Origin of the sequence: Pseudomonas sp. FeN3W (assembly GCA_030263805.2) — a bacterium.
Lineage (GTDB): Bacteria > Pseudomonadota > Gammaproteobacteria > Pseudomonadales > Pseudomonadaceae > Stutzerimonas > Stutzerimonas stutzeri_G.
Genome location: CP136010.1, coordinates 1619199 through 1646053, shown reverse-complemented (window position 1 = coordinate 1646053; position 26855 = coordinate 1619199). Strand labels below are relative to the sequence as shown.

26 protein-coding genes are annotated in these 26855 nt (G+C 62.7%); 12 read left to right on the top strand and 14 right to left on the bottom strand.

Annotated features, from left to right (window positions below):
* Positions 1–39: 39 nt before the first annotated feature.
* Both P5704_007795 and P5704_007790 read left to right on the top strand, forming a co-directional pair.
* Positions 40–261, top strand: coding sequence for a VF530 family protein (locus P5704_007795; GenBank protein WOF80364.1), 222 nt, complete (start codon positions 40–42; stop codon positions 259–261).
* A 158-nt stretch (positions 262–419) separates the two neighbouring features.
* On the top strand, positions 420–1985 hold the full coding sequence (locus P5704_007790) for a PAS domain-containing methyl-accepting chemotaxis protein (protein WOF80363.1): 1566 nt from the start codon (positions 420–422) through the stop codon (positions 1983–1985).
* Positions 1986–2027: 42 nt separating this feature from the next.
* Here the strand turns inward: P5704_007790 and P5704_007785 are convergent, their stop codons facing one another.
* Together P5704_007785 and P5704_007780 are read right to left on the bottom strand one after the other, a co-directional pair.
* Positions 2028–3353 carry an IS4 family transposase gene (locus P5704_007785; GenBank protein WOF81187.1) on the bottom strand — a complete coding sequence of 442 codons (1326 nt, stop codon included), beginning with the start codon at positions 3351–3353 and terminating at the stop codon, positions 2028–2030.
* A gap of 121 nt (positions 3354–3474) precedes the next feature.
* Positions 3475–4998 carry a fumarate hydratase gene (locus P5704_007780; protein ID WOF80362.1) on the bottom strand — a complete coding sequence of 508 codons (1524 nt, stop codon included), beginning with the start codon at positions 4996–4998 and terminating at the stop codon, positions 3475–3477.
* A 195-nt stretch (positions 4999–5193) separates the two neighbouring features.
* On the opposite strand from P5704_007780, the gene P5704_007775 reads away from it, so the two are divergent.
* Positions 5194–6324: a GGDEF domain-containing protein gene (locus P5704_007775; GenBank protein WOF80361.1), complete on the top strand. Its 1131-nt coding sequence runs from the start codon at positions 5194–5196 to the stop codon at positions 6322–6324.
* Positions 6317–7258: an iron-sulfur-binding ferredoxin reductase gene (locus P5704_007770; protein ID WOF80360.1), complete on the top strand. Its 942-nt coding sequence runs from the start codon at positions 6317–6319 to the stop codon at positions 7256–7258. Before P5704_007775 ends, P5704_007770 begins: the two co-directional genes overlap by 8 nt.
* A 74-nt stretch (positions 7259–7332) precedes the next feature.
* Here P5704_007770 and pyk read toward each other — a convergent pair whose 3' ends face one another.
* On the bottom strand, positions 7333–8781 hold the full coding sequence (gene pyk / locus P5704_007765) for a pyruvate kinase (protein ID WOF80359.1): 1449 nt from the start codon (positions 8779–8781) through the stop codon (positions 7333–7335).
* A gap of 148 nt (positions 8782–8929) precedes the next feature.
* Here pyk and P5704_007760 point away from each other — a divergent pair, with 148 nt between their 5' ends.
* The 3 genes from P5704_007760 to P5704_007750 are packed head-to-tail and all read left to right on the top strand — an operon-like array spanning position 8930 to position 10233.
* Entirely contained in the window at positions 8930–9307 is a 378-nt protein-coding gene (locus P5704_007760) for a hypothetical protein (protein ID WOF80358.1), read from the top strand.
* 25 nt (positions 9308–9332) lie between these two features.
* Positions 9333–9755 carry a DUF4124 domain-containing protein gene (locus P5704_007755; protein ID WOF80357.1) on the top strand — a complete coding sequence of 141 codons (423 nt, stop codon included), beginning with the start codon at positions 9333–9335 and terminating at the stop codon, positions 9753–9755.
* Positions 9756–9804: 49 nt separating this feature from the next.
* The gene (locus P5704_007750) at positions 9805–10233 is read left to right on the top strand and encodes a PilZ domain-containing protein (protein ID WOF80356.1); all 429 of its coding nucleotides are present in this window, start codon (positions 9805–9807) and stop codon (positions 10231–10233) included.
* A gap of 13 nt (positions 10234–10246) precedes the next feature.
* On the opposite strand, the gene P5704_007745 is transcribed toward P5704_007750, so the two are convergent.
* Genes P5704_007745 through P5704_007720 form a run of 6 tightly spaced genes read right to left on the bottom strand, consistent with a single transcriptional unit; the run spans position 10247 to position 16972 of the window.
* Positions 10247–11575 (bottom strand): DUF58 domain-containing protein, encoded by a 1329-nt coding sequence (locus tag P5704_007745; GenBank protein ID WOF80355.1) that lies wholly within the window; start codon positions 11573–11575, stop codon positions 10247–10249.
* On the bottom strand, positions 11572–12585 hold the full coding sequence (locus P5704_007740) for a MoxR family ATPase (GenBank protein ID WOF80354.1): 1014 nt from the start codon (positions 12583–12585) through the stop codon (positions 11572–11574). The genes P5704_007745 and P5704_007740 overlap by 4 nt, the downstream gene beginning before the upstream one ends.
* Positions 12582–13754, bottom strand: a complete 1173-nt coding sequence (locus P5704_007735; GenBank protein WOF80353.1) for a DUF4350 domain-containing protein — start codon at positions 13752–13754, stop codon at positions 12582–12584. Before P5704_007735 ends, P5704_007740 begins: the two co-directional genes overlap by 4 nt.
* Positions 13751–15301: a DUF4129 domain-containing protein gene (locus P5704_007730; GenBank protein WOF80352.1), complete on the bottom strand. Its 1551-nt coding sequence runs from the start codon at positions 15299–15301 to the stop codon at positions 13751–13753. Before P5704_007730 ends, P5704_007735 begins: the two co-directional genes overlap by 4 nt.
* A complete protein-coding gene (locus tag P5704_007725) occupies positions 15288–16268 on the bottom strand; it encodes a stage II sporulation protein M (protein WOF80351.1) in 981 nt (326 codons plus the stop codon). The genes P5704_007730 and P5704_007725 overlap by 14 nt, the downstream gene beginning before the upstream one ends.
* The gene (locus P5704_007720; GenBank protein ID WOF80350.1) at positions 16265–16972 is read right to left on the bottom strand and encodes an RDD family protein; all 708 of its coding nucleotides are present in this window, start codon (positions 16970–16972) and stop codon (positions 16265–16267) included. Before P5704_007720 ends, P5704_007725 begins: the two co-directional genes overlap by 4 nt.
* Positions 16973–17214: 242 nt before the next feature.
* Between P5704_007720 and sbcB the strand changes: the two genes are divergently transcribed.
* The gene (gene sbcB, locus P5704_007715; GenBank protein ID WOF80349.1) at positions 17215–18651 is read left to right on the top strand and encodes an exodeoxyribonuclease I; all 1437 of its coding nucleotides are present in this window, start codon (positions 17215–17217) and stop codon (positions 18649–18651) included.
* A gap of 137 nt (positions 18652–18788) precedes the next feature.
* Here the strand turns inward: sbcB and mvaT are convergent, their stop codons facing one another.
* Both mvaT and P5704_007705 read right to left on the bottom strand, forming a co-directional pair.
* The gene (gene mvaT / locus P5704_007710; protein ID WOF80348.1) at positions 18789–19169 is read right to left on the bottom strand and encodes a histone-like nucleoid-structuring protein MvaT; all 381 of its coding nucleotides are present in this window, start codon (positions 19167–19169) and stop codon (positions 18789–18791) included.
* Between the two features lie 150 nt (positions 19170–19319).
* A complete protein-coding gene (locus P5704_007705; GenBank protein ID WOF81327.1) occupies positions 19320–19634 on the bottom strand; it encodes a hypothetical protein in 315 nt (104 codons plus the stop codon).
* Between P5704_007705 and purU the strand changes: the two genes are divergently transcribed.
* Genes purU through P5704_007690 form a run of 3 tightly spaced genes read left to right on the top strand, consistent with a single transcriptional unit; the run spans position 19524 to position 22105 of the window.
* The gene (gene purU / locus P5704_007700; GenBank protein WOF80347.1) at positions 19524–20375 is read left to right on the top strand and encodes a formyltetrahydrofolate deformylase; all 852 of its coding nucleotides are present in this window, start codon (positions 19524–19526) and stop codon (positions 20373–20375) included. The two genes, P5704_007705 and purU, sit on opposite strands and share 111 nt — an antisense overlap.
* Positions 20376–20390: 15 nt before the next feature.
* Positions 20391–20630: a hypothetical protein gene (locus P5704_007695; GenBank protein WOF80346.1), complete on the top strand. Its 240-nt coding sequence runs from the start codon at positions 20391–20393 to the stop codon at positions 20628–20630.
* Complete coding sequence (locus P5704_007690; protein WOF80345.1) at positions 20630–22105, top strand: helicase HerA-like domain-containing protein; 1476 nt, start codon at positions 20630–20632, stop codon at positions 22103–22105. Before P5704_007695 ends, P5704_007690 begins: the two co-directional genes overlap by 1 nt.
* An 85-nt stretch (positions 22106–22190) precedes the next feature.
* On the opposite strand, the gene P5704_007685 is transcribed toward P5704_007690, so the two are convergent.
* The 3 genes from P5704_007685 to yaaA all read right to left on the bottom strand — a co-directional run bounded on the left by P5704_007685 (position 22191) and on the right by yaaA (position 25752).
* Entirely contained in the window at positions 22191–22412 is a 222-nt protein-coding gene (locus P5704_007685) for a hypothetical protein (protein WOF80344.1), read from the bottom strand.
* Between the two features lie 326 nt (positions 22413–22738).
* Positions 22739–24184, bottom strand: a complete 1446-nt coding sequence (locus P5704_007680; protein ID WOF80343.1) for a mannose-1-phosphate guanylyltransferase/mannose-6-phosphate isomerase — start codon at positions 24182–24184, stop codon at positions 22739–22741.
* A gap of 788 nt (positions 24185–24972) precedes the next feature.
* Complete coding sequence (yaaA, locus tag P5704_007675; GenBank protein ID WOF80342.1) at positions 24973–25752, bottom strand: peroxide stress protein YaaA; 780 nt, start codon at positions 25750–25752, stop codon at positions 24973–24975.
* Between the two features lie 134 nt (positions 25753–25886).
* Between yaaA and dmeF the strand changes: the two genes are divergently transcribed.
* Positions 25887–26855 carry a CDF family Co(II)/Ni(II) efflux transporter DmeF gene (dmeF, locus tag P5704_007670; protein WOF80341.1) on the top strand — a complete coding sequence of 323 codons (969 nt, stop codon included), beginning with the start codon at positions 25887–25889 and terminating at the stop codon, positions 26853–26855.

The following is a 26855-nucleotide window of genomic DNA, read 5'->3' as shown; positions in this document are numbered from 1 at the left end:
TCATCCGTGAGGCAATGCCCTCGTGTCCGTGAGTGCCCCATGACCCAAGCAAAAGATCCTCTTCACGGCGTGACGCTGGAGGCCATCCTGGTTCAGCTGCATGCTCGCTTCGGCTGGGACGGCCTTGCCGAGCGCGTCGATGTCCGTTGCTTCAGCAATGAGCCGAGCATCAAGTCCAGTCTGAAGTTTCTGCGCAAGACGCCCTGGGCCAGGGCGAAAGTCGAAGCGCTGTACATCGCAGAACAGAAAACCGGTAACTAGTCCGTTCGCGAGCGCCGCCCCCTTGGGCATGCCGTTCGGCAAATACTTCCCGTCCCCACTCAAGTTCGCTTTGCGCCGTCCGACTCTTGTAACAGATTGATTCGTCGTGACCGATGAATCGCATTTTTTCAGCGGATCGCTGCCAGGGAGTTCAGGCGATGAGAAACAACGGGCCGGTAAGCAACACCGAGCGGACCTTTCCGGCGCATCAGCGGCTGATTTCAGCGACCGATACCCAAGGCAAGATCCTTTATTGCAACGACGAATTCGTCGGTATCAGTGGCTACTCAAGAGCCGAGCTGATCGGCAGCGACCACAACCTGGTCCGCCACCCGGACATGCCACCCGCCGTGTTCGAGATCATGTGGCGCTACCTGAAAGCCGGCAAAAGCTGGATGGGTGTGGTCAAGAACCGTTGCAAGAACGGCGATTTCTACTGGGTCAGCGCCTACGTCACGCCTGTTTTCGACGATGGCAAGCTGACCGGCTTCGAGTCGGTGCGGGTCAAGCCGACGGCCGAACAGGTCGCCCAGGCTACTGCGCTGTACGAGCGTCTGCGTACCGGCCGGCCGGCGGTCTCGTTGAGCCGGCGAGCGCAGGGCTGGGCGCGTGTGCTGGCGATGCCGATGGGCGCCGCGGTGCTGGCGGCCGCTGGCATCTTCTGGCTGCCGCCGGCAGTGGACGCGCTCGTCGTGCTCGGTCTGTTCTTCGTGCTCGGGCTCAGCTGTCACTTCGCTGCGGAACGCCGGTTGTTGCGCATCCTGCAGCGGGTACCCGAGGCCTTCGCCGATCCGGTGGTCGCCCTGACCTACACCCAGCAGCATGGCAATGCGGCGCGGCTGGAGATGGCCCTGGTCAGCGAAGACGCACGGCTGCGTACGGCGCTGACGCGGCTATCCGATCTGGCCGTGCAGGTCGCCGGTGCATCGGCGGAAACCTGTTCACTGGCGAGCCAGACCGAAAGCGAGCTGCGGCAGCAGCGCGGCGAGACGGACATGACGGCCACCGCGGTGACCCAGATGACCGCATCGATCAGCGAAGTTGCCGGGCACGTTCAGCACACGGCACAGGAGGCGAGCACGGCGAACACGCTGGCAGACGACGGTGACCGGGTCGCCGCCAGTTCCCGCGAGGCGATGGAAATGCTGGCGGCGACCGTCACCAACATCGGCAACGTGGTCAACGAGCTGGCTGGCGAAACCCAGCAGATCGTATCCGCCGCCGGCATGATCCAGAGCATCGCCGACCAGACCAACCTGCTGGCGCTGAATGCTGCCATCGAGGCCGCACGTGCTGGCGAACAGGGCAGGGGCTTTGCCGTGGTCGCCGACGAGGTACGTGCGTTGGCGAGCAAGACGCGGGAGTCGACGCAGCAGATCCAGGCCATCATCCAGTCGCTGACCAGCAAGGCGGGGGAGGCCGTGACGATCGCGCAGGTCGGTGACAAGGAGGCGGCCCAGGGGTTGGCCCAGGTCGTCGAGGCGCAGCAGGCGTTGCAGGGCATTCGCGATGCCGTCGGCCGCATTGCCGGGATGAGCCAGCAGATGGCTGCCGCCGCCGAAGAGCAGGCGCATGTGGCCGAAGATATTGCCCGCCAGGTCACCCGTATTGCGGTCACGACCGACAGCAATGTCAGCAAGGCGGACCTGACCATGCAGCGCGGTCGCGACCTGGAATGCGCAGCTCACGGGCTGCGGGCGCTGGTCGAACGCTTCAATCGCTGATTGCCCAGGCAATAAAAAACCCGGCATCGAGCCTAATGCTGTTCACTTAAGTGGAGCAGCCTTACGATCCACCGGATATCGGGTTTTGGAAATCTTCACCGTCCTTGGCCTTTTTGGCCTTGGACGGTGATCCAGAAACATCCCCCCGACACCTCCTCTTAACTCAGCCAACCTTCTACCTGTTGCCGATACCGGATTGGCCGCTGCCATGACGATCAGTTGCACCGCAATGTACTGGCAGGCGGGCTTGAAGCGTATATCCGATGGTGTTCGGCCAAAGGTGACTGCGGCTTGGCTGGCCTCCCGACGGATGATGTTATAAGCGAGCAGGAGCCCCCACACCTCCTGATAAATCAGCTCGACCTTCTTGCTCCGTAGCGTCACCGCGTTTTGTTGCATTGAGCTTTTGATGTCCCTGAAGCCCAACTCAATCTCCCAACGCTCCAGATACAACTCGGCGACAGCTTTTGTGCTGTACCCCTTGGCCGGCAGAGAAGTGAGCAACGATCTGACGCGCCCTCGGCTTTCATAGCTGACCTCACGTACCTCCCAGTGTGTAGGCAGCTCGGGATTACGTTTGCGTGCCTGGGGCGAGACCTTCATCCGAACACGGCGATCATGTTCGCCATAACGCTCGACTTCCTCCATCACCAGTCCCTTGCGCGCTGGCGTCAGCCAGTGCCGATTGCTTCCTCCACCCACCACGCCCAACAGCAGATCAGCACCCCAGAAGCCCTTGTCGAACAATGTGATCGAATTGTCCGGGATCTGACTCAGGAAGGTTTCGGCCAGGCGCATTTCGCTGTCCCGGTAGGGACTAAGCTGAGCATCGAGGATCACGTGGGAGCGCACATTCATCAGGGCAACAAGCCGTAGCATTGGGAAAGGCGTCTGGCGGTCGTTGCCCGTATTGCCAGAACCGAAATGTTCTCTCAGCTCAGGTGAGTCAGGGGTTCGCAGAAATGCGCCATCTACTGCGAATACTTGCAAGCCGTGCCAAGCATCGCCTTCGTATCGCTCGCAGCCCCATTGTTTACCTGTCTGACGGAACAAGGACTCGACCGGGTCGGCACCCAGCCTTTTACGCGCTTCAGTCACACCGCTGCGCGCCAGTAATTGATCAGATGCCAGGCCTTGAGCGCAAATATTCAGGCGCCTGGCTACTTCATGTACGGGCTCATCGCGGAACAGCGCCATGCCCAGCACCAACCAAAGCACCTGGTCACTCGGTAGGCGTCGCCGTCTTATGGTGGCCTGAGCAGAGAGGTTGAGCGCACTGGCAACCCATTCGACAGGGATGTTCTGAGTGAAGGTGCTGAGGTCGGAGAAGTTGAAGAGGTCGCTAAGGTCGAATAGTTGCTGCTGAATGGGCATAAAAAATCCGATACCAGGAGACTGATATCGGATTTTCTGGAAAGCCCGGCTTGGACTCAAATGCTTAAGTGAACAGCATTACGGCATCGAGCCGGGCTTTTTATGGGCGTGCCGCTTACTGCACTTCGACCGCCAGGCTGTCGGCGATCTTCTGCTGCCAGATCGCAGGTCCCGTGATGTGCACCGACTCGCCGTTGGTGTCGACCGCGACGGTGACCGGCATGTCCTTCACTTCGAACTCGTAGATCGCTTCCATGCCCAGCTCGGCGAAGGCCAGCACCTTGGACTTCTTGATCGCCTGGGCGACCAGATAGGCCGCGCCGCCAACCGCCATCAGGTAGACGGCCTTGTTGTCCTTGATCGCGTCGATGGCGATCGGGCCACGCTCGGACTTGCCGATCATGCCCAGGAGGCCAGTGCTCTCGAGAATCTGACGGGTGAACTTGTCCATGCGCGTCGCGGTGGTCGGGCCGGCTGGGCCGACCACCTCGTCGCCGACCGGATCGACCGGGCCGACGTAGTAGATGAAGCGGCCCTTGAGGTCCACCGGCAACTCTTCGCCCTTGTTCAGCATGTCGACCATGCGCTTGTGCGCGGCGTCGCGGCCGGTGAGCATCTTGCCGTTGAGCAGGACGGTCTCGCCCGGCTTCCAGCTCTGCACTTCTTCCGGGGTGATGCTGTCGAGGTCGACGCGGCGCGCGCTCGGGCCGGCTTCCCAGACGATCTCCGGGTAGGCATCCAGCGGCGGCGGGGTCAGCTCGGCCGGGCCGGAGCCGTCGAGCACGAAGTGGGCGTGGCGGGTGGCGGCGCAGTTGGGGATCATGCACACCGGCAGCGAGGCGGCGTGGGTCGGGTAATCCATGATCTTCACGTCGAGCACGGTGGTCAGGCCGCCGAGGCCCTGGGCGCCGATACCCAGCTGGTTGACCTTCTCGAACAACTCCAGACGCAGCTCTTCGATGCGGTTTTGCGGGCCACGGGCTTTCAGCTCATGGATGTCGATGGATTCCATCAGCACTTCCTTGGCCATCACCGCGGCTTTCTCGGCGGTGCCACCGATGCCGATGCCGAGCATGCCCGGCGGGCACCAGCCGGCGCCCATGGTCGGAACGGTCTTCAGCACCCAGTCGACGATCGAGTCGGACGGGTTGAGCATGGCCATCTTCGACTTGTTCTCGGAACCGCCGCCCTTGGCTGCGACGTCCACTTCCACCTTGTCGCCGGGAACGATGGAGTAGTGGATGACGGCCGGGGTGTTGTCCTTGGTGTTCTTGCGGGAACCTGCCGGGTCGGCCAGGATCGAAGCACGCAGGACGTTTTCCGGCAGGTTGTAGGCGCGGCGCACACCCTCGTTGATCATGTCGTCCAGGCTCATGGTCGCGCCGTCCCAGCGCACGTCCATGCCGACGCGGACGAACACGGTGACGATACCGGTGTCCTGACAGATCGGGCGATGACCGGTGGCGCACATGCGCGAGTTGATCAGGATCTGCGCCATGGAGTCGCGGGCAGCCGGGGATTCTTCACGCAGGTAGGCTTCGTGCATCGCCTGGATGAAGTCCACGGGGTGGTAGTAAGAAATGAACTGCAAAGCGTCGGCGACGCTTTGAATCAGGTCGTCTTGCTTGATCACGGTCATGCAGCGCGTCCTCATACGGGGCGATTAAGAGGCGCGTCGGGGGTGGCAGTCGACGCGCCGCGAAAAAATGCGGCGCAGTATAACGCGTCAAGCTGCGCGGTACACGGATGGACCTGGAGCGATGCGAATGCTGGCTAGGATTTTGTTTTCGGTAAGCGTAGAGTGCGGCAAATTGCCACAGCGGGAAGGATCCCTATGAGTGCGATGCGTGACGAGACCGATCTGCGTACATTGCAGCAATTGGTTACGCGGCGATTCGCACTGGCCTCCGTGACCTACGGTCTGGGCGTGGTGCTGACCTGGGTGGCGGTGGCGGGGGGCTTCTATCAGGCCTCGGTGGCCAGCGCCGTGGTGCAGTCGGAGTTGATTGTGGTGAGTCAGCTGCTGTTCTTCTGGCTGTTTCACCGAGGCATCAACCTGCGCTCGAAGGATCCCAGCCTGACCGAGCCGCAGGTCCTGGTGGGGCTGCTGTGGCTGACCACCTTTCTGTTCAACCTCGGCAGTGCACGCGGTTCGCTGCTGGTGCTCTACCTGCTGGTGCTGATGTTCGCCGTCTTCCTGCCGCCCAAGGTGTTCATTCGCTACGCCGCGCTGGCCTTCGTCAGCTTCGTCGGCATGGCTGCGCTGGATTACTACCTGCAGCGGCCTATCGAGACCGATGTGTTCCTGCTGCAGGCCAGCGTGCTGCTGGTGACGCTGATCTGGATGTGTCTGTTCGCCGGCCACGTGTATCGCTTGCGCCAGCGCATGCGCCAGCGGCGCTTCGCATTGCAGGCGCATCAGGACACTCTGCGCGGGATGATGCGTCAGCTGGAGGATCTGGCCTCCACCGACGAACTGACGGGTCTGTACAACCGGCGGCGTTTTCTGCGTATCGCCGAGGGCGACCTGAACCGCCTGCGCAAGGGACATCAATCGGGGCTGGCGCTCATCGATCTGGATCACTTCAAGCGCATCAACGATATCCACGGCCATGCCACCGGAGACCGCGTGCTGCAAGCCTTCGCCAACGTAGCGCGCTCCTGTCTGCGCGACGACGATGTATTGGCCCGCTACGGTGGCGAGGAATTCGTGCTACTGCTACCCAATACCGACGCCGAGCAGTTCACCGCGTGCTGCGAGCGCCTGCGAGAGGCCTTCGCCAACGCCGAACCGGAAGATGCCAAGATCGAAGCCGGACATCTCAGCCTGTCGATCGGCCTGACCCTGCTGAATGCTGGAGATAATCTGGACGCGGCGCTGCAACGTGCCGACGAAGCGCTCTATCGAGCCAAGCGCGCTGGACGCAATCGCTGCGAACCCGCCTGGGTCACCGCCGATGCCTGAGTTGCATTGCGCCGGCAAGCGCTGGTCGGTCGCGCCAGCGACCAACCTGCTCGACGCCCTGATCGCTGCCGGCCTGCCCGTTTCCTACAGTTGCCGCGCCGGCAGCTGCCACGCCTGCCTGGTGCGCTGTGTCGACGGCGCACCGCGCGAGCTGCAAGCTGACCTGCTACGGCCCGAGCAACATGCGGCCGGCTGGCGACTGGCCTGTCAGTGCAGTGTCGAGGAGGACCTCGGCGTAGAAGCCTTCGATCCTCGCCGCGACGGGCAGCCCGCTCAGGTGCAAAGCGTCGAGTGGCTGAGCGGCAGCGTGCTGCGCCTGCGTCTGTTGCCGGAGCGGCCGCTGCGTTATCGTGCCGGTCAGCACCTGCTGCTGTGGACCGGGGCCGGCATCGCTAGGCCGTATTCGCTGGCCAGTCTTCCCGGCGACGATCCCTGGCTGGAGTTTCATCTCGATTGCTCCAGGCCGGGAGCGTTCTGCGATGCCGCGCGGCAGCTGCGCGCGGGCGACGCGCTGCGGGTGGGCGACTTGCACGGCGGTGCATTGCATTACGAACCGGAGTGGTCCGAGAGGGCATTGTTGCTGCTGGCTTCGGGAACCGGTTTGGCCCCTCTGTTCAGCCTGCTGCGCGAGAGCCTGCGCCAGGGCCATAGCGGGGCGATCAGGCTGGTGCATTTCTGTCGTGACGAGCACTACCTGCGCGGGCCGTTGCAGGCGCTGGCGGACAGGCACGAGAACCTGGAGCTGCAATGGGTCGATGCGCAGCAGCGTGACAGCGTGCTTTCGACGCTACGACCGACATCGCGGCGGGACATCGCGCTGCTCTGTGGTGGTTCGGCGTTCGTCGAGGCTAGCGCCAGGCGCCTGTTTCTCGCGGGCATGCCGCGTGGACAGATCTTCAGCGATGCTTTCGTCAGCGCGACCCAGCCGTTGTAGTTGGCTCCCCGTTCGGTCCCGCAGACAGCACGAGGCCGGCTAAAGAGCCGGCCTCGTGTGATTCCCTGCCAACCTTACTGATCGCCGACGCGCAGGATCTTCATCGTGTTGGTGCCGCCCGTGCTGTCATGGTAACTGTCGCCCTTGGTCAGGATCACCCAGTCGCCGGGCTGCACGATATTGCGCTTGAGCAGCTCCTCGACCGCCATCTGGCTGACCTTGTCCGCGGGCAGCGCGGCCGGATCGAACGGGATGGTCTGCACGCCGCGGAACAGCGCGACCCGTGCCTGGGTTTCGCGGTGCGGCGAGAATGCGAAGATCGGCACCGAAGAACGGATGCGCGACATGATCAGCGGCGTGTAACCGCTTTCGGTCAGGGCGATGATGGCCTTGACGCCCGGGAAGTGGTTGGCCGTGTACATCGCAGCCAGCGCCGCGCTCTCGTCGCAGCGCTCGAACTGCTGGCCGAGGCGGTGGCCGGACTTGGTGCTGGTCGGGTGCTTCTCCGCACCGCAGCACACGCGGGCCATGGCCTTGATCGCTTCGATCGGGTATTCGCCGGCGGCGCTTTCGGCCGAGAGCATCACCGCATCGGTGTAGTCCAACACGGCGTTGGCTACATCGGATACCTCGGCGCGGGTCGGCATCGGGCTGTGGATCATCGACTCCATCATCTGCGTCGCGGTAATCACCACCTTGTTGTGGCGACGCGCGTGCAGAATGATCTTCTTCTGGATGCCGACCAGCTCGGCATCGCCAACTTCCACCCCGAGATCGCCGCGCGCCACCATCACGCCGTCGCTGGCGCGGATCAGGCCGTCCAGCGCCTCGTCGTCGGCGACCGCTTCGGCCCGCTCGATCTTGGCGATCAGCCAGGCGTCGGAACCGGCCTCGTCGCGCAGGCGGCGGGCCAGCTCCATGTCCGCGGCATCGCGCGGGAAGGAGACGGCCAGATAGTCCAGCTGCAGATCCGCGGCCAGCTTGATGTCGGCCTTGTCCTTGTTGGTCAGCGCCGGGGCAGTCAGGCCGCCGCCGCGACGGTTGATGCCCTTGTTGTCCGACAGCGGGCCACCGATCAGTACGGTGCAGTGCAGTTCGTCCGCGGTGGCGTTGTCGACGCGCATCACCACGCGGCCGTCGTCGAGCAGGAGCTCATCGCCGACGCCGCAATCCTTGACCAGATCCGGGTAATCGATGCCGACCACTTCCTGATTGCCGGCGTCGCGCGGATGGGTCACGGAGAAGCGGAACTGGTCGCCTTCCTTCAGCTCGATGCGCTTGTCGGTGAACTTGGCAATGCGGATCTTCGGCCCCTGCAGGTCTCCGAGCAGCGCGACGAAGCGGCCGTGGCGCGCGGCGATTTCTCGGACCAGCTCGGCCCGGGCACGATGCTCGTCGGGGCTGCCGTGGGAGAAATTCAGGCGGGCTACGTCCAGCCCGGCGACGATCATCTTTTCCAACACCTCCGGCGAGCTGCTCGCTGGGCCCAGGGTGGCGACGATCTTGGTGCGACGCGGAATCATTCAATTGCTCCTTTTTCTGGCTGGCCCCGAGGCTACTATGCTCGCCGGTTGTAGTCATCGCTCGGCGAGCACTACTCTTTGCGTCCGGCTGACGGGCTGTCTGCAGGTTTTTCCAACCCGGTCGATACAGGAGCATACGGAGGAACCCATGCGCATTCTGATCATCGTTTTCCTGAGTCTTCTGACCGTCGGCTGCAGCAGCCGCCATGCTTTCGATCGCCACCTGGATGCGGCCTACCAGCACTACGAGGCCGACAACTGCGAGCGGGTGATGCAATCACTGTCGCAGGCAGAACGTCGCAGCAAGCCGCGCAGCCAGGTCCAGCCGGAGATTTCACTGTTGCGCGGCCAGTGTCTGGAGCGCCAGGGCCTGTTCGTCGACGCTGGCGAAACCTATCGCTTCATCACCGAGCGATACCCGGCGAGCGAGTACGCCTATCGCGCTCGTGCGCGCCTGGAGACGTTGAGGCAGCTGGGTCATTATCATGCCGAGGCACCGCCGGTGGTTCAGCCGGCCAAACGTTGATGTCATGAAAGCCATGTGAGGGATCATGCGAGCTTTGCTGATGACCGCCATGCTGCTGCCTGCACTGGCAACCGCGCAGATCTACCGCTGGACCGATGCCAACGGCCAGGTTCACTTCGGCCAGCGCCCCGCGGCCGGAGCCGAGCGGGTCGAGGTTCGGCCCCTGATCGTCGAACGCGATGATCAGACCCGTGAGCGTGAGGCGCGTAGCGAACGATTCTTCGATGCGCGGCGGCAGGAGCAGCAGGCAGCGAGGGAGCAGGCCAGCGAGGCGCGGGCTGCACGAGAGCAGGAATGCCAGGGCTTGCGCAGCCAGTTGTCGCGACTGCAGCTTGGCGGGCGTTTTTTTCGTAACGATGCAGCAGGAGAGCGCGTCTACTACAGTGAAAGTGAAGTAGAGGCGGCTCGACAGCGCTTGGCGACGCGTATCAGCCAGGCATGCAGTTGAGCCGACAGGACACTCGAATTGCAGGGTTAAGGCTGAAGGCTCCGACGAGATGAACATGGCGAACCAGCGTCGTATCCAGCGGCATCAGTTGCCGTACTACCTCAACGTATTCAATCGGTTCACCGAGAAGCCACTGGGCTTTATCGGCAACCTGTCCGAGGGCGGGCTGATGTTGATCAGCCCCTATCCGATGATGCTCGGTGTGCGCTTCGAGATGCGCCTGAAGATTCCGGGGCAGAGCGGTCAACTGCGGCAGGTGGATTTCAGCGCGTTCAGTCTGTGGTCAAGCGAGGATGTGACACCGGGCAGCTACGACACCGGCTTTTCTCTGATCGACCCGCCCGGGGATATCCGCGAGATGATCGCTGCCCTGCATCACTACTTCAGTTTCCAGCCGATGTTGCACATCCCACTGGCGCATCATGCCAGCCCGGCATCGGATCGATTCACCGACAAGGATTGCTGCCACGGCCTGTGAGCCGCGCTCGCGCTCACAGCGTCCCGGTTTTCTTCCACGCCAGATAACGCCCGATAAGTGCCGGCCCCAGATCGCAAGGCTGGACGTCGAGCACCGGCACGCCATGTGCCGCCAGGCGCTTGTGCAGCGCGAGGCGGGCGTTCAGGTAGTCCTGGGCGCCGCAGTAGTCGAGTGCGTCGTCCAGGCTTTGCACCGGCCGCAGGCGCAGTTGGTCCAGCACTTCTTCACGCAGGCTCACCAACAACACCCGATGTCTGCGTGAGAGCCGCTGCAGCGCCCCATGCAGTTCGGCATCGTCCTCGTCGCGCAGGTTGCTCAGCACGATGACCAGTGCCTGGCGCTGTTGCCGGGCCAGCAACCGATCGACCGCGGCGCCGTAGTCGGCGGGCTGCAGGGTGGGCTGCAGGTCGTAAAGGCCGTTCAGCAACACCTGAAGTTGCTGTTGGCCCTTGGCCGGCGTGACGTGACGCGGCTGTTCGCCGGCGAAGGTGCAGGCGCCCACGGCATCGCCCTGGCGCAATGCGGCATAGGCCAGCAGCAGGGCAGCGTTCAGTGCATGATCGAAGTGCGTGAGTTCGGCGTCCTGGCTGCGCATACGCCGACCGCAGTCGAGCATCAGTACGATCTGCTGGTCGCGTTCGTCCTGATATTCGCGGGCAATCGGCATGCGTGCCCGCGCGGTGGCTTTCCAGTCGATCTGCCGCAGGGTATCGCCTTCGCGGAACTCGCGTAGCTGGTGAAACTCCAGCCCCAGCCCGCGGCGCGGTTGCTGGCGGACGCCGAGGCGATTCAACCAGACGTCGATCGCCTGCAGGCTGGCTCCGTGCAATCGAGCGAAGTCGGGATACACCCGCGTCTCCCCGGCAAGCTCCAGCTGGCGTTTGCTGCGCCAGAGGCCCAACGGACTGGCCAGGCGAAGGTCGCAGTGCTGGAAGAAGAACTGGCCGCGGCGGGTCGGGCGCAGGCGGTAGTCGAGTTGGCAATGCTCGGCGGGCTGCAGGCGCATGCGTTGCGGCAGCTGTTCGAAGCTCATGCCCTCAGGCACCTGGTCGAACAGCTCCAGCTCGATGGTGCGGGAATGTTCGTTGCGCACCAGCAGTTGCACGCTGCTCCAGTGGCCCAGTGGCAGATTGCCCGACAGGCTGCGTTGCAGCGCAGGCGACGGCAGTCGCCTCAAGGCGAAGGCGTCGAGCGATGTCACCATACCCAGCGCCAGCAACAGGCCCCACCAGGCGGACCGCCAGTGCCCGGCTTCGACGCCGAACGCGGCAAGAACGCCAAGAGGAATGGCCGCGAGCGCCAGCGCAGCCAGCGCAACGAGCAGGCGACGGGATGGCGTCATGCGCGTGGCGCCGCGACCTGATCGAGTAGCTGCTGCAGCACCTGGTCCACCGACAGTCCTTCGATGTCCAGTTCTGCCGACAGGCGCACCCGGTGACGCAGTACCGCCAGCGCGCAACCCTTGATGTCGTCAGGCGTGACGAACTCGCCGCCACGCAGCAGCGCTTTGGCGCGACCACCACGAACCAGCGCGATCGATGCGCGGGGGCCGGCACCCAGCGCCAGCCCTGGCCAGCTGCGAGTGGTGCGGGCGAGGCGCACGGCATAGTCCAGTACCTGATCGTCCAGTGGCAGTTCGCTGGCAATCTTCTGCAGGGCCAGCACATCGCGGGCCTGTACCAGCTGGCGTAAGGCGCTGACGTCGAGCATGTCGGCGCGTGCCGAGCGGGTGACCTGGCGTACCAGCTCCAGTTCTTCGTTCGCCTGCGGGTAATCCATGCGCAACATCAGCATGAAGCGGTCGAGCTCGGCTTCCGGCAGGGGGTAGGTGCCTTCCTGTTCGATGGGGTTCTGCGTGGCCATGACCAGAAATGGTTGCGGAACCGCCAGGGCCTTGCCTTCCAGGGTGACCTGACGCTCCTGCATCACCTCGAGCAGCGCGGCCTGGGTTTTGGCTGGTGCACGGTTGATTTCGTCGGCCAGCAGAAGGTTGGTGAACACCGGGCCCTTGCGCAGCTTGAACTGCTCGCTCTGCATGTCGTAGACGGCATGGCCGGTAACGTCGCTGGGCATCAGGTCGGGGGTGAACTGGATGCGCGAGAACTCGCCGCCGAAGCAGCGTGCCAGCGCCCGTACCAGCAGTGTCTTGCCCAGCCCCGGCACGCCTTCGATCAGCACATGGCCGCCAGCGATCAGCGCGGTAAGAACGCCATCGATGACTTCGTCCTGGCCGATCACCGCCTTGTGCAACTCGTCACGCAGCGCCTGGGCGAGCTGGCTGGCTCGCAGGCGCTGGCTTACCGGGTTGGTGGCCGGAGCAGGGTTGTCGGATTCTGGGGTGTGTTCGCTCATAGCGCGTTCCTGAGGGTTTGCAGGTGGGCGACCTGTCGGGTGAATTCGGTGGCCGACAGACGTTGCTGCGGCAGTGGGCGCATGGCCAGCTCGATGCGGGCGATTGGCAGGCTGGAGAGACGGGCGAGCAGTGGCAGCTGGGCACTCGGCGGAAGCTGCTCGAAGCCCGGATGACGTTGCCCCGCTCGGCGCCGGATATCCTGTTGCAGCGGCTGCAGCAGACTGTGCTGGCGGCCATGGCGCAACAGAAACTCCGCCGAACCACGCAGGTGCTCCTGCAACCGGCGACGTGCCGGGTTGAGCGGAGCCTGCAGTGGGCCGAAGCGTTGCCCGGCATGCCAGAGCGCGAGTGCCACGAGCAGACCCAGCACGGTGAGGAGTTCGGGGAAATGGCGGCGCAGTTGTGCGAGCAGGCCGTCGTGCTCGCTGCGGTGCACCAGGGTCACCGCGCTGTCCTGGCTCAGATACCAGAGCAGCCAGGCATGGTCGTACTGGTCGATGTTGCGGTTCTGCCAGATCCAGCTGTCGGTCAGGGCAGTGATCAGCCCGTCACCGTGCTGCAATTGCAGCATGTGCGTGGCGCCTGCGCTGTTGGCCCAGGCGTGGGCGCGATTGTCGGCATCGTAGAGATGAAAGTCGGTATCGAAGGCCAGATAGGCCGGCGCGCTTTCATTCTCCAGATACAGCTTGGTCAGCTGCGGATGCTGCTCGGCTGTGGATGACTGCGGTGTCTGCGCATCATCGTCCAGATCGTCAGCTGCGTACTGCTGCAGATTGAGCCGGTCGAACAGCAGGTCGCCGCTTTTGCCGGTCTCTTCATCCCACAGCCGCTCTGCGACCACGACCAGATGGCCGCCGGCGGCTGCCCAGCCCAGCAGGCGCTCGGTCTGCCGCGGGGTCAGGTTGCCGCGGTCACCGAGCAGGAGCAGCGTCTGGCCAGTGGTAGGCAAGGTCTCAAGTCCGGCGATGCCTTCCTGATGCGCGACCTGCAGGCCGAGGTCGCGCAGGAACAGTTCGGCGGCCAGATAGGTGTTGCTGCGCGCCTCCGGGGTCGGGCCGTGCTCGACGACGTCTTCATAGGGTTGCAGCTTGCCGGCCAACCAGATGGCCAGCAGGCCGAACAGCACAACGGCGGCTGCGGCGAGCAGGCGAGGGCGAAGCCGGTTCATGGCCTCGAGTCCTCGGCGAACAGCGCGCGCCAGCCGGCACACAGTTCGTCACGGACCACGTCTTCGGCGCTCAGATGCCCGTAGGCCTGGCGCTGCCAATGCTGCGTAAGCTGCTCGGCAAAGTGCGATAGCGGTTCGCGCTGAAGCTGACGCACGCGCAGCAGCACCTCGCCCTCGGTATGCGCGGCCTTCAACGGCAGCTGGAAATCGTGCAGCAGGCGGCTGAGCAAACCGCGATAGAGCATTGCCAGAGCTGCACGCGGATCCTGCTGCCAGAGTCGTTCGGCCTCGCTGGCAACGTCGTTTGGCAGGCTTTCGGGCGCGACGTCGAGGCCGAACAGCTGTGTGGGTGCAGGTTGGCGGCGCCTGGTCGGCAGCTGTATGCGGCTGCCGAAAGTCTGCAGCCAGTCGCGGTAGCGCCACAGCAGAAGCGCGATCAGCAGTGCCAGCGCGGTCCAGAGCAGAACTTCGAGTGCCTGCGCCAAACTTTCCAGGCTTTGCCACAGCGAGCCACCCTGCAGCAGGCGTTCGAGCAGGCGTGCCAGGGCACCGGGTTCCTGCGGGCTGTCTTGCGCACCGAAGCGCCAGCGGGTGACCGTCTCCCGGTGCTGGAAAGGCGGCTGGTCGAGCTGCGCGTCGATTCGTTCGCGGGCCGTCTCGCTGGTCAGGGGCTGATTCAGCAGGCGCTCGCTTTCCGGGCCCTGCTGCGCTGTGTCGGCCGATGGTGCCGCGGCCCAGGCATCGTGCGCGGCCGGCCAGAACAACAGGCCACAGGCAAGCAGCAACGCTGGCGCAGCGCTGAGCAGGCGCTGTCGCAGTCGACGGAAGGCCAGCTCTATATCCCAGGCCTCCAGATGAGTGCGTCGGTTGAGATAGAGGCTGAAGCCGCAGGCGACATAGATAGGCTCCCAGACGATGAGCACCAGCGCATAGAGCAGATTGGACAGGTGTTCCAGCCAGAGCCATTCGGCGCTCAGCCCGAGCAGATCCTCCCAGTTCCAGCGCTGTACCAGCTGCGCCGGCAGGAGGAAATACAGCAGACCGAGCAGCCCGAGCCAGAGCGCGCCTTCCAGATGCACGCCGACCACGGTCAGCCAGCTGGGCGCGCGGCCGCTGCGCAAACCGAGCGTGAGCAGGCGTTGCTTGCGAGCCTTGCCGTCGAGCCCCTCGAGTTGCTGCACTGGCAGGTCGAAGCTGCGCGTCGTGCTCAGGCGACGCCAGGTGAGACTGGCCAACAGCTGTGGCCGCAGCAGGCCGGGGAAGGCCCGCAGGCTCTCTCGAAAGCCCGGTGCTTCACCGAACAGTGCTTTGGACAGGATGTGCAGCGGCAAGCGCTCGTACAGGGGCTTGAGCCACCAGAACAGCAGCAACGCCAGACTTGGGTGCTGCCACAGCAGCAGACTGATCAGGCCGAAAAGCGGCAGCGTCACGGCCGCCCAGGTCGTCATCAGCAGCTTGGCGTGGCGCCTGGCGAGCAGGGTGCCGAGGTCCAGCGCTTCCCATGGACTGCGCGGGCGGATCGAGACGCTGGCATCACTCAGCTGCATGCTGCGCCCTCCCGGCGAAAGCGAAGTAAGCGGCCACGATCAGCCAGAGCAGCGCGCCGACGATGTACTTGATCAGGGGGGAGGTCAGGGTCATGGATGACCAGTAGGCCTCGACAAAGGCGGCGATGAGCAGGAACAAGGTGGCCCCGCAGACCAGCTGAATGCCTCGCTTGGCCGCCTGACGCAGTGCCTCCGCGCGGGGCAGGCGCCCCGGTGCCAGCAGCGCTACGCCGAGCTGCAGCCCCGCGGCGCCGGCAAGGGTGATGGCGGTCAGCTCGAACGCGCCATGGCCGATGACAAACGACCAGAACGGCTGGTGGTAGCCGATGGCGCTCAGGTGGCCCGCGACGGCACCGATCGTCAGGCCATTGAATAGCAGGAAGAACAACGTACCCAGGCCGAACAGCAGCCCGCTGGCGAATGTCTGGAATGCGATGCCGATATTGTTCATCACGTAATAGCCGAACATCAGCCAGTCGTCGCCCGAGCCCCGCTCGGCGAAGCGACCCAGACGGCTGGCGTCCGGATCGTACATCTGTTCCATCTGTGCGACCTGGTCCGGCGGCAGGATGCTGAAGACCAGCTCGGGGAAGACGAAGACCAGGGCGGCCATGCCGATCAGGCTGCCGTAAAAGAGCAGACTCGCGGCCAGTACGTAACGCCACTGCTCACGGACCGCGCGGGCGAAGCCGCCAGTGACGAATCCGAGCAGTCGCCCCAGCAATGGACTGCGGTGCCGATAGAACTGCTGATGGCCGCGCAGGGCGAGCTGGCGCAACTGATCGATCAGTTGGCTGCTGTAGCCGCGAGATTCGGCCAGCGCCAGGTGCTGGCAGAGACGGCGGTAGGCAGCGGGGAAGTCGCTGGCCTGATTGGGGCTCGGCTTGCCGCGCTCCAGCGCGTCCAGCTGGCTGATGAAGTCGTGCCAGTCGGCCTGATGCTGGCGTTCGAAGGTGGCCTGCTTCATGGCGCGCCTACCAGTGAGCGGGCGATGCCATGGATTTTTGCCTCGGCGTACTTGTCGGTAACCGCCAGCGGTTCGGCAAGGATCGAAGCCAGCTCCAGACGCCGCTCGGCAGAAAGACTGGCATGACGCTCGGAGAAGGCAATAAGCGCGCGTTGTTCGTCGAGACTTAACGCAAAAGGCGCTTTGGCAGCTTCCACCTCCGGCAGCGTCGGGCGCGCTTGCGGTCTTTCTCGGTAGACCACCAGCGTCCCTGCGGCGAGATCGCCGAGACGCTTGAAGGCAGGGTGGCCCAGGCAGCTGAGTGCGCCGAGAAAATAGCCGAACGGCAGCATGTCGACGAAGCGCAGCAGGTTACGCGTCAGCGAGGAGGTCCAGCCGACCGGCGTGCCATCGTCATGCACCACACGCAGGCCCAGCCAGCGCTTGCCTGGCGTGCGTCCCTGATTCAGTACTTCGAAGAGCACCATGTACCACCACTGCACGAGGAACAGCAGCAGCGTTCCAAGACCGATGCCGAAATTGCCCAGCATCCCCAGGATGATGAAGAGGGTCAGCAGGATGGCGGCACGGATCGCCAGGTCGATGGCAAAGGCCAATGCGCGGGGTACGAGGCCAGCCGGACGCAGGAGCAGATCGATGCCCTCGGGTGTCTCCACGCGATGGCTATTGTCGAGCAGCGATGGTCGGTCGAGAGCTGAAAACAAGGGTAAAGTCGTCTGAGGCAGGCAAAGGTCGATGCTATGCGGCAAGTCCCGCTGCGGCAATGCGCCTGAATCTCCCTGTGGGAGGTGGGCGAGCCGATGGGGTGTGATTATGGCGAAGTGCCTGCTTCTTTGCAGGATGTCGTTCGCATACCCAAAAGCCGCGCAGGTAGATCGGCTGCACGCACGCGGCGATGTGCCGCCCTGGCTGATAGACTGCCGCGCTGATCGAGAAGGACTCTCCCGTGAATTCAAGCATCTTCTGGTACGACTTCGAAACCACAGGGATCTCGCCCAGCCGCGACCGTCCGTTGCAGGTGGCGGGTATCCGCACCAACGAGGCGCTCGAGGAAATCGGCGAGCCACTGAACATCTATTGCCGCCCCTCGGACGATATCCTTCCGCATCCGGCGGCCTGCCTGGTCACTGGAATCACCCCGGCGACCCTCGAGCAGAGGGGCGTGTGCGAGGCCGAGTTCATTCATCGTCTGCACCAACAGCTGTCGATGCCTGGCACCTGCGGCGCCGGTTACAACAGCCTGCGATTCGACGACGAAGTGACGCGCTACAGCCTGTACCGCAACTTCTACGATCCTTACGCCCGTGAATGGCAGGGCGGCAACAGCCGCTGGGACCTGATCGATCTGATACGCACCGCCTATGCTCTGCGGCCGGAAGGCCTGATCTGGCCTGAAGAAGAGGGACGGGTGACGCTCAAACTCGAGCGGCTGAGCGTGGCCAATGGGCTGGAACATCTGAACGCGCACGACGCGCTATCCGATGTGCGGGCGACCATCGCCCTGGCCAGACTCATTCGTGATCGCCAGCCGCGGCTGTACGACTATCTCTACAACCTGCGCCGCAAGCAGGCGGTGCTTGAGCAGATCCGGTTGCTGGAGCCCATGGTGCACGTGTCCGGCCGCTTCTCCGCTGCACGGCATTTTCTCTCTGTAGTCCTGCCGCTGGGCTGGCACCCGCGCAATCGCAACGCGCTGATCGTCTGCGATCTGCAGGCGGGACCGGAGCCGCTCTTGCAGGAAACGGCTGAAACGCTGCGCCAGCGCCTGTATACCCGACGTGACCAGCTCGCCGATGGCGAGTTGCCGGTGCCCTTGAAACTGGTGCACGTCAACAAGTGTCCCGTGGTGGCGCCGCTCAAGGTATTGCGCGCCGAAGACATCCAGCGCCTTGCTCTGGATATGTCGCTCTGTCATGAACGTGCGGCAATGCTTCGAGAACAGCGGCAGATCTGGAGCACCAAGCTCGAAGACATCTATCGCGAAGAGCGCTTCGCCGGCACCGATGATCCGGAGCAGCAGCTATATGATGGTTTTCTCGGGGAGCGGGACCGGCGGCTATGCGACCAGGTCCGTAGCCTGTCACCTGCGGAGCTGGCGAAACAGCCGTTTCGATTCGATGATGCCCGCCTCGAGGAGCTGCTATTTCGTTATCGCGCGCGCAACTTTCCCGAAGCGCTATCCGTCGACGAGCAAGCGCAATGGCGTCAGTTCTGCCAACAGCGGTTGAGCGATGGGGCATATGGCGCTCCCAACACGCTTGCGCAGTTCGAGTTGGATATCGAGCAATTCATGGTCGGTGCAACACCGGCGCAACGCCAACTGTTGCAGCAATGGCGCGAGCACGGTCAGGGGTTGCGTGAGCGTTACCGTTTGAGCAATTAACGCTTCGGGAGGGCGTATGTTTGCGCGCTACGCCTGACTCGCGCTGGGGAGGAAGAGTGCAGCACAAATAAAAACGCCGTTTCCCGACATCAATGATTAATGTCGAGAAACGGCGTTCGTTATAAAACCGTAGCCGCTTAGCCGAGAAGGGTGGCCCAGCTTTCAACGGTGTCGGAGCCCCACTGGGCTTTCCATTCTTTCAGGGTCTTGTGATTGCCGCCTTTGGTTTCAATCACTTCACCGCTGTGTGGGTTTTTGTACTGCTTCACGCGGCGGGCACGCTTGCTGGTCGCGGGAGCTTTTGCAGCGCGCGGGCTCTTGCTGTTGCGAGAGGCCTCCGGATCGAGCAGGGCAATGATGTCGCGCAGGGACTTCTGGTATTCACCCATGAGTTCGCGCAGCTTGCCTTCGAATTCCAGTTCCTTTTTCAGCTTGTCGTCTTCGGACAGCGACTTCAGGCGCTCTTGAAGTTCCTTGATGGCTTCTTCAGTAGCGCGATACTCATTGATAAGTGACATATGACTTCCTTGGGATAGGTTTGAACGCAAGTGGCAGCAATCATAGTCCTGCGTAATCCGCAAGTAAATATAGCCTTGTAAAAAAGCCACACTACTATTTGAAAGGATATGTGACGCAGGCTAAGAGCTGCTAATGCAGCCGTGCAGGGCTTAAATCAAGCGGAAAGCCTGTTTTATCGGACAAGTTTTTTTCGGTTGGTTTTTATGCTCTGCATAACAACCGGGGGATTGCGGGCCGCGCCGTTTGCGTCGTTGCGCATAGTTGGCGTTGCGCCTCGATCTTAATGGCGATGGCTGTGCTTTTGTCTGCTGGGCTAGAATGCCGCATTTCCCATTGAGTCGGAGTAACCGTTGATGCGCACTTTCAGGCTGGTCATTGCCTGTCCCGATGGCGTTGGCATTGTTGCCAAAGTCAGTAACTTTCTTGCCACATACAACGGCTGGATCACTGAAGCCAACCATCATTCGGATCACCAGAGCGGTTGGTTCTTCATGCGTCACGAAATTCGCGCGGACTCATTGCCCTTCGATCTGGACGGTTTCCGTCAGGCGTTCGCTCCGATCGCCCGTGAGTTTTCAATGGAATGGCGAGTCACCGACTCCGAGCAGCGCAAGCGCGTGGTGCTGATGGCCAGTCGCGAATCCCACTGCCTGGCCGATCTACTGCACCGTTGGCACAGCGGCGAGCTGGACTGCGACATTCCCTGCGTGATCTCCAACCATGACGACCTGCGCAGCATGGTCGAATGGCACGGCATTCCCTATATCCACGTGCCGGTCGACCCCGCCAACAAGCAGGAGGCCTTCGCCGAAGTCTCCCGCCTGGTCCGCGAGCAGCGCGCCGATGTGATTGTGCTCGCGCGGTACATGCAGATTCTGCCGTCCGAGCTGTGCGACGAGTTCGCCCAGCGCGTAATCAATATCCATCACAGCTTTCTGCCGTCCTTCGTCGGCGCCAAGCCCTATCATCAGGCCTCGCTGCGCGGCGTGAAGCTGATCGGCGCCACCTGTCACTATGTCACCGAGGAACTCGACGCCGGCCCGATCATCGAGCAGGACGTAGTGCGCGTGAGCCATCGCGACAGCATCGAGGACATGGTCCGGCTCGGCAAGGACGTGGAGAAGATGGTGCTTTCTCGCGGCCTGCGCTATCACTTGGAAGACCGCGTGCTGGTACACAGCAACAAGACGATGGTGTTCAACTGATATCTGGGAGCATCCGTGACCGATCCCCTCGAACGTGCCGCGGCCAAGGCGCCGCCTGTCATCGGCAGTGGTTGTACTCAGCGATACGATCCCGAGGCGCTGTCGCCCGAGCAGGGCACCGAGTTCGCCGGTGCCGCCGCGCTATGGGCCGAGCTTCAGGCTGAGCAGGGCAATGCAGGTCGGCCGTCGAGTGCATCGGCGGCCGGCGAGGGCGCCCCAGCCGGTACGTGCGAGCACGACAAGGAGAGTGGTTGATGAAGGCTGCAATCGATCGTCTGGTACTCGGCGCCGATGCGGTGGGGGAACCGAACACCCAGTCCCTGCGCCTGGCCAATCGGCACGGGTTGATTGCCGGAGCCACCGGTACCGGCAAGACGGTCACCTTGCAACGTCTGGCCGAGCAGTTCAGCGATGCCGGAGTTGCCGTGTTCGCTGCCGACATCAAGGGCGATCTCTGTGGCCTGGGGGCGGCAGGCACACCGCAGGGCAAGATCGCCGAGCGGATCGCCAGCATGCCCTGGCTGAGCCATCATCCGCAGGCGTATCCGGTGACCCTGTGGGACGTGCATGGTCGTAGCGGCCATCCGCTGCGTACCACGCTGAGCGAGATGGGGCCGCTGCTGTTGGGAAGCCTGCTGCAGCTCACCGACAGCCAGCAGGCCGCTTTGTACGCGGCTTTCAAGGTGGCAGACCGTGAAGGCCTGCTGCTACTCGATCTGAAGGACCTCAAGGCGCTGTTGGCGCACCTCAAGGCTGAGCCGCAGTTGCTCGGTGAGGACAGTGCACTGTTCACCGGTGCATCGGCACAGGCCTTGCTGCGACGTCTGGCGACGCTCGAACAGCAGGGCGCCGAGGCGCTATTCGGCGAGCCAGCCCTGCAGCTCGAGGATCTGTTGCACCCCGCGGCGGACGGCCGGGGTCCTATTCACCTGCTCGACGCCAGCGTGCTGGTGCATGAGGCACCCAAGGTTTATGCGACCTTCCTGCTGTGGCTGCTTGCCGAATTGTTCGAGCAGCTTCCGGAGCGGGGCGATGCCGACAGGCCTTTGCTGGTCCTGTTCTTCGATGAGGCGCATCTGCTGTTCGGTGATACGCCGAAGGCGCTGCAGGAGCGGCTGGTGCAGGTGGTGCGGCTGATTCGTTCGAAAGGTGTTGGCGTCTACTTCGTCACTCAATCCCCGGCCGACCTGCCTGACCAGGTACTGGCGCAGCTGGGGCTGCGAATTCAGCATGGTTTGCGGGCATACACCGTCAAGGAGCAGAAAGCACTGCGCTCGGTGGCTGACGGTTTTCGTGCAAACCCGGACTTTGCGACGCTGGATGTGCTGACCCAGCTGGGTATCGGTGAGGCCCTGGTGGGTGGGCTCGAGGCGAAAGGCACACCGGCGATGGTGCAGCGCGTCGCCATCGCGCCGCCACAGTCGCGGGCGGGGCCGCTGAGCGAAGCTGAGCGCATGCAGCTTGTCGCGCGGTCCAGCTTGCGTGGCCGTTATGACAAGCCCGTCGACCGTGAGTCGGCCTACGAAATACTGAGTGCTCGGGCCATGCAGGCGGTCGAGGAGACTGAGCGTCTGGCCGAGAAGCCTGCACGAAGCAAGAGTAGTGCAGGCAGCGATCTGGGGGATCTGGCCGGACGGGTCGTAAAAAGTGCCTTGAGCCAGGCAGCCAGTCAGTTGGGGCGTCAGTTGGCCAGAGGGTTGCTCGGCTCATTACTCGGCGGTAAGCGCTGACTTATCGGCGCTTTCCAGTTCACTGCTGCTGTTGTATCGGCTGTGATAGTTGACTGCTTGAGCCTGTCCTGCACGAAGGTCAGGATCAGCCTTGCCCAGCTGCCGCGTTTTCACAGTCGGCATGTTTTTCCTGTTCAAGCTTCTGCAGTTCCTGCTGAAACACTTGATCAAGCGCAGTGGGTTTTTTCCGCCACGGCTTGCGCTCGGGTTCGCGTTCAGCCGCGTAAGTCGTAATTTCACCACCATAGACATTGGTAAAGCGCTGCGCCTGGCGCTCAAGTTCGGCGCGCAGTTCGTCTTTCGTCACGTAAGGATCCTGTTTTTAGTTTGAATTAAGACGCGTCTGGAAATGAATGATGCGTCTTTGGTTGTAACCGAAGTTTTCAGTTGCAACGGAGTCGAGCTTATGTCTGTGGGACTCAAGGTCAACTGAAAAGGTTTAAGCAATTACCTGGCAGGCTGCAGATTCGAGCAGTAGTTCAAAAAACCAGGAGTTACCTGCGGCATTGATACTGTGTTTTGCGGCAAGGCGCTACACGGGTTTGCGCAAGTATGCGCTTGTAGGACGCGCAGAGCCAGGAATCGAGCAAAGAAAAACCCGCCGAAGCGGGCTTTCCTCTTACTTGGCGAACATTAACGGGCAACTTTGGCTTCGTTGCTCTGTTCGGCGCGGCCGTAAACGTCATCGAAGCGCTCGATGTCGTCTTCACCCAGATAGCTGCCGGACTGGACTTCGATGATCTCCAGCGGAATCTTCCCAGGGTTGGCCAGACGATGCACCGACGTGATCGGGATATAGGTCGACTGATTCTCGGTGAGCAGAAAAGTCTTGTCATTACAGGTGACCTGGGCGGTACCGGAAACAACGATCCAATGCTCGGCACGGTGGTGGTGCATCTGCAGAGAGAGGCTGGCCCCCGGGTTCACGCAGATACGCTTGACCTGGAAGCGACCGCCCATGTCCACCGAGTCATACCAACCCCATGGGCGGTAGACGGCGCAGTGGTTCTTGGTTTCGCTGCGGTCCTGGGCGTCGAGCTTGCTGACCAGCTTCTTGACGTCCTGCACTTTGTCCTTGTGGGCAACCATCATGGCGTCCTTGGTCTCCACCACCACGATGTTTTCCAGGCCGAGCACGGTGACCAGCTTGCCGTTGCCGTGTACCAGGCAGTTGCGTGAGTCTTCGGCGATCACGTCGCCCTTGAGGACATTACCGTTCTCGTCCTTCTCGTGCACATCCCAGATCGAAGACCAGGAGCCGACATCACTCCAGCCAGCCGACATGGGCACTACGCAAGCCAGTTGAGTCTTTTCCATCACTGCATAGTCGATGGAATTGTCTGGGCAGCAGGCGAAAGTGGCGGGGTCGATCAGCACTTCCTCGCCGTTCTTCACGCTGCGCTCCAGGGCGAGCGAGCAGGTGTCGTAGATGTCCGGATCGTGCTTTTTCAGTTCCTCCAGGAACACGCTGGCGCGGAACAGGAACATACCGCTGTTCCAGAAGTAGTCGCCCGACTCCACATAGCTCTGGGCGCGAGCCTCGTCCGGCTTCTCGACGAACTGCGCCACGCGCTTGATTCCGTCGGGCAGGCCATGATTGGCGTCCTGGCTAGCTTTTATATAGCCAAAACCGGTTTCAGGACGAGTCGGCGGAACACCGAAAAGAACCATTTCGCCATTTTCCGCAGCATTGGTCGCCAGTGCCAGTGAGCGCTGGAAGGCCTTCTGATCTTCGATGACATGGTCGGCCGGCAGGACTAGCAGCAGCTCGTCGCGTCCTTCTTCAACCAGCTTCATCGCCGCGATACCAATGGCCGGTGCGGTGTTACGACCGAAAGGCTCGAGCAGAAGGCCTTGAACGCCGAGTTTGCGAGAAGCCAGCTGCTCCTTGACGATGAAACGGTGATCCTTGTTGCAGACCAGCAGCGGTTGCTGCATGCCATCAAACGCCAGGCGTTCGACAGTCTGCTGGAACAACGTCTGCTCGCCGGTCAGGGCAAGAAATTGCTTGGGGAACGACTTGCGGGAAAGGGGCCACAGCCGGGAGCCGCTACCGCCTGAAAGAATAACCGGGATCATATTGCTTCTCCTGAATCGTTTCGAAGGTCGTTCTACTTGTCCGGTGACGCTGGCCTCTTGGCCGCGCCTGGTTGCTGTTCTTTGTCGAGGGAATCGCCAGTCCGCTGAACGAAATCCGCTCTGTCCCGAGGCATGCCTCGAGATTGAAATCTGCTGTCTGCTTAATCGCCGGGATGTCGCACCATGGCTGGTCAGGCCGCATGTGTCTCTGGCGAGATGTCGATCATGGTCATCTGCACTGGAGGCTCGTGATCGGCGGGCGGCGCGTCGCTGAGGAGCACCATCGTCGCGCGCGATGCGTGGCATCTGCTGCTGGTCGAACGGGAGTGATGCGCTTGCATGGCCGTAACCCTCTGTTCGTGCCTTGCTCGGCGTTTGCCTTGCCAGATGCCGCGTAGGCTCTGCTCGGCGCCGCGGCTCTCGGCTGGATAATCAGCCGCATCGCCGTCTGAGGTTGCGCTACCGCCGAGATCGAATGACGATCTGGAACGGCGCGATCTGCGAAATCGATGACCCAATGCACGTTCATGTGCGACTTCCCTTTCCGCCTGGAATTGTCGGTACGCGCTTATGATTGCGAGCCATGCTGGATAGTTCCCGCGTCGGCAACCGTTGATCGGCCAGTTTTTGCGAACGGATTCAAGGTGCGATCAGCGGCTCGGCGGAGTGCTGCCTATCGATCGGGCTGGTCTTGGTAGAGATGGCGAGACGAGCTGGTGCGGGCCCGCAATTGGGGCGGTGAGGGCAGCGGCAGAGCCCGTGCAGGGCCCGCCGCCGGCATTGCGTTGTTACTGGTCGGCGGCGTCGCGCAGGAATACCAAGCGGTCGCTGGTCGAGTCGTCCTGACTGTAGCGGTAGCCCTGGTAGTCGAATTCCGGCAGCTGCTCGGGGTTGCCGATACGCTCCTTGATCACCCAGCGTGCCATGAGGCCCCGAGCCTTCTTGGCGTAGAAGGAGATGATCTTGTACTGGCCGTTCTTCATGTCCTTGAAGTCGACATTGATGACCCGTGCGTTCAACGCCTTGGGTTTGACCGCGCTGAAGTACTCGTTCGAGGCCAGATTCAGCAGGATATCGTCACCCTGCTCGGCAAGTGCCTCGTTCAGCCAGCCACTGATGCGCTCGCCCCAGAACGCGTACAGATCCTTGCCGCGCGGATTGGCCAGTTTTGTGCCCATTTCCAGACGATACGGTTGCATCAGGTCCAGCGGCCGCAACAGGCCGTAGAGCCCGGACAGCATGCGCAGATGCTCCTGTGCGAACAGCAGGTCGCTCTCGGTGAAGTCCTCGACGCTCAGTCCGGTGTAGACATCGCCCTTGAAGGCGAGCAGGGCCTGCTTGGCATTCTCCAGCCTGGAGTCAGCCGACCAGCTGCCGTAGCGCGCCACGTTCAGGGCCGCCAGTTTGTCGGAAAGATGCATGAGCTCGCTGATCTGCGCAGGCGAGTAATCGCGCAACTGGTCGATCAGCAGTTGCGAGTGCTCCAGGTACTGAGGTTGGGTGAAGCGTTCGGTTATCGGGGGTGTTTCGTAGTCGAGCGTCTTGGCGGGGGAAATCACCATCAGCATGTACGGGTCTCCTGTCTGATGGCGCGATTGTAGGGGTACGAGCGGAGCGGCTCCAGCTATAGCGGCCATAGGCAACGGTTGACCTTCCCCGTGTGGCAAGGCACAAGCTAGAAGGCGTCAACCAAGGAGTTCGTATGTCTGGCTGCAATCACGCGCAATGGCAACCGCCTCACGACTACCGTCCGCTGGAGCGCAGCTCCGAGCGTAAGACCTGGGCGGTGGTCATGCTGACCGGCTTGACCATGTTGGTGGAGATCGCCACCGGTTATTGGTTCAACTCCATGGCCTTGCTCGCGGACGGTTGGCATATGGCCTCGCACATGGTCGCTATCGGACTGGCGGCGCTGGCGTATCTGCTGGCTCGGCGCTATGCGGCAGACCAGCGTTTCGCGTTCGGAACCTGGAAGATCGAGGTCCTGGCCGGTTTCACCAGCGCACTGCTGTTGGTCGTCGTGGCACTGTTCATGATCGGCGAATCGCTGTCGCGACTCTGGTCGCCGGTCGTGATCGGTTTCGATGCGGCGTTGATGGTCGCCGTGATCGGCTTGCTGGTGAATCTGCTGTCCGCCTGGTTGCTACGGGATCAGCATGACCACGGCCACGGCGAGCACGCGCATGACCATTCGCATGAGCATGACCTCGCTTCGGGTGGCAAGGACCTGAATCGGCACGCTGCCTTCATTCATGTGCTGACCGATGCGCTGACGTCGGTGGCTGCGATCATCGCGCTGCTGGGTGGCAAGTTCTTCGGCTGGAGCTGGCTGGACCCAGTGATGGGCATTGTCGGTGCGCTGGTGATCCTCGTCTGGGCGCGCGGCCTGCTGCGGGATACCGGCAAGGCGTTGCTCGATCGGGAAATGGATGATCCGCTGGTGCACAGAGTTAGGGAGGCGCTGCAGGAGGTGCCGGATACCGATGTCACCGATCTGCATCTGTGGCGGGTAGGGCGGGCGCAATACAGCTGCATCCTGAGCCTGGTGACGCATCAGGCGCACACCGCCGACCACTACAAGGCTGCGTTGCAGGACTTTCCGCAGCTGGTGCACATCACCGTGGAAGTGAATCGCTGCGACGAAAGCGCGCACCTTGATCGTCGACAATAG